We start from the raw sequence: 2248 nt of genomic DNA, 5'->3' as shown, positions 1-2248 counted from the left end.
GTTGTTTTTCCATGGTCAACATGTCCTATTGTTCCTATGTTAACATGTGGTTTTGTTCTTTCAAATTTTGCTTTTGCCATTTTTTATTCCTCCTTAAAAATTTATCTATTCTCCAATAATTTCTTCAGCAATACTCTTTGGTGCCTGCTCATAATGAGAGAACTGCATTGTATAAGTTGCTCTACCCTGAGTTTTAGAACGAAGATCTGTTGAATAACCGAACATCTCAGAAAGTGGTACATGAGCACTAACAACCTGAGCATTACCTCGAGGCTCCATGCCTTCAACTTTTCCGCGGCGTCCATTAAGGTCACCCATTACATCTCCCATATATTCTTCAGGAGTAACAACTTCAACACTCATTACAGGTTCCAAAATTGCAGGACCAGCTTTTTTAGCTCCCTGTCTGAAGCCCATTGAACCAGCGATTTTAAATGCCATTTCTGATGAGTCAACATCATGGTAACTACCATCATTCAGTGTTACTTTAACATCAACAACTGGATAACCGGCAATAATTCCGTTTTCCATGGCTTCTCTAATTCCGTCTTCTACAGAAGGGATATATTCGCGTGGAATTGCTCCACCTGTAATCTTATCTTCAAATTCAAATCCTTCGCCTGCATCCTGTGGCTCAATATCAATCACAACATGACCGTACTGTCCACGTCCACCAGACTGACGGATGAATTTACCTTCAACACCAGTAACTTTTTTAGTGATTGTTTCACGGTAAGCTACCTTAGGTTTACCAATATTAGCATCAACCTTAAATTCTCTTAAGAGGCGGTCAACAATAACTTCAAGGTGTAATTCTCCCATACCCTCAATAATTGTCTGCCCTGTTTCCTCATCAGTGTGAACTCTGAATGTTGGATCCTCTTCTGCTAATCTCTGTAAAGCTTCACCCAGTTTATCCTGGTCGGCTTTACTCTTAGGCTCAATTGCAACACCAATAACTGGTTCAGGGAATTCCATTGCTTCTAAAATAATTGGATGATCCTGATCACAGATTGTGTCACCTGTACTTGTATTTTTAAGACCAACTAAAGCTCCAAGGTCACCAGCAAAAATTTCATCTCTTTCTTCACGGCGGTTAGCGTGCATCTGTAAGATACGGCCAACTCTTTCGCGAATATCTGCTGTTGCGTTATATACATATGATCCCGCTTCTAAAGTCCCTGAATAAGATCTAAAGAATGCTAACTTTCCAACATAAGGGTCAGACATAATTTTGAATGCTAGACCGGAGAAAGGAGCGTCATCATCAGCTTCTCTTACTTCAGTTTCTTCAGTTTCCGGATTAAAACCTTCAATTGGTGGTACATCAGTTGGAGAAGGCAGGTAATCTAAAACAGCATCCAGCAGCATCTGTACACCTTTGTTTTTAAAAGCAGATCCACATAATACTGGGATTACATTAACATTAAGTACTGCCTGACGCAGTAAATCTTTAATGTCATCAGTGCTTACTTCACCTTCTAAATATTTCATCATAAATTCATCATCTTCTTCAGCCAGCACTTCCATTAAAATTTCTCTGTATTCTGCTGCCTGTTCTTTCATATCTTCAGGTATTTCAACTCTTTCAAAATTAACACCAAGTTCATCTTCATAAACAATAGCGTCCATTTCTACAAGGTCAACAACACCATCAAAGCTGTCTTCACTTCCAATTGGAAGTTGAATTGGCACTGCATTAGCACCAAGTCTATCTTTCATCATGTCTACAGCTCTAAAAAAGTCAGCTCCCGTTCTATCCATTTTATTTACAAATGCAATTCTGGGAACTCCATATTTATCAGCCTGTCTCCATACAGTTTCGGACTGTGGTTCTACACCACCTACAGAACAGAATAAAGCAATTGCTCCATCTAAAACCCTTAAGGATCTTTCTACCTCAACTGTAAAGTCCACGTGTCCGGGCGTATCTATAATATTAATTCTATTCTCACGCCACTGACAGGTAGTAGCAGCAGAGGTAATTGTAATTCCTCTTTCCTGTTCCTGCTCCATCCAGTCCATAACAGATGCACCATCATGTGTTTCACCCATTTTATGAACTCGACCTGTATAGTAAAGAATTCTTTCTGTTGTAGTTGTCTTTCCTGCATCAATATGTGCCATAATACCAATGTTACGTGTTTTCTCTAGTGGAAATTGTCGGGCCACTATTCTCCCCCCTTATATAAAAATTATATACATCATCACGCAACTAAATTACCATCTATAATGTGCAAAAGCTCTA

1 protein-coding gene and 1 pseudogene are annotated in these 2248 nt (G+C 39.2%); both read right to left on the bottom strand.

Annotated elements, in window-relative coordinates; genetic code table 11:
- Window positions 1-80 (bottom strand): annotated as a pseudogene (locus tag CI949_RS19990) (elongation factor Tu); the annotation flags it as partial.
- A 25-nt stretch (window positions 81-105) separates the two neighbouring features.
- Entirely contained in the window at window positions 106-2172 is a 2067-nt protein-coding gene (gene fusA, locus CI949_RS19985) for an elongation factor G (protein ID WP_290769716.1), read from the bottom strand.
- Window positions 2173-2248 lie beyond the last annotated feature (76 nt).

The sequence above is a fragment of the Halanaerobium sp. genome, assembly GCF_003070835.1.
This window is presented reverse-complemented; position numbering and strand designations above follow the sequence as displayed.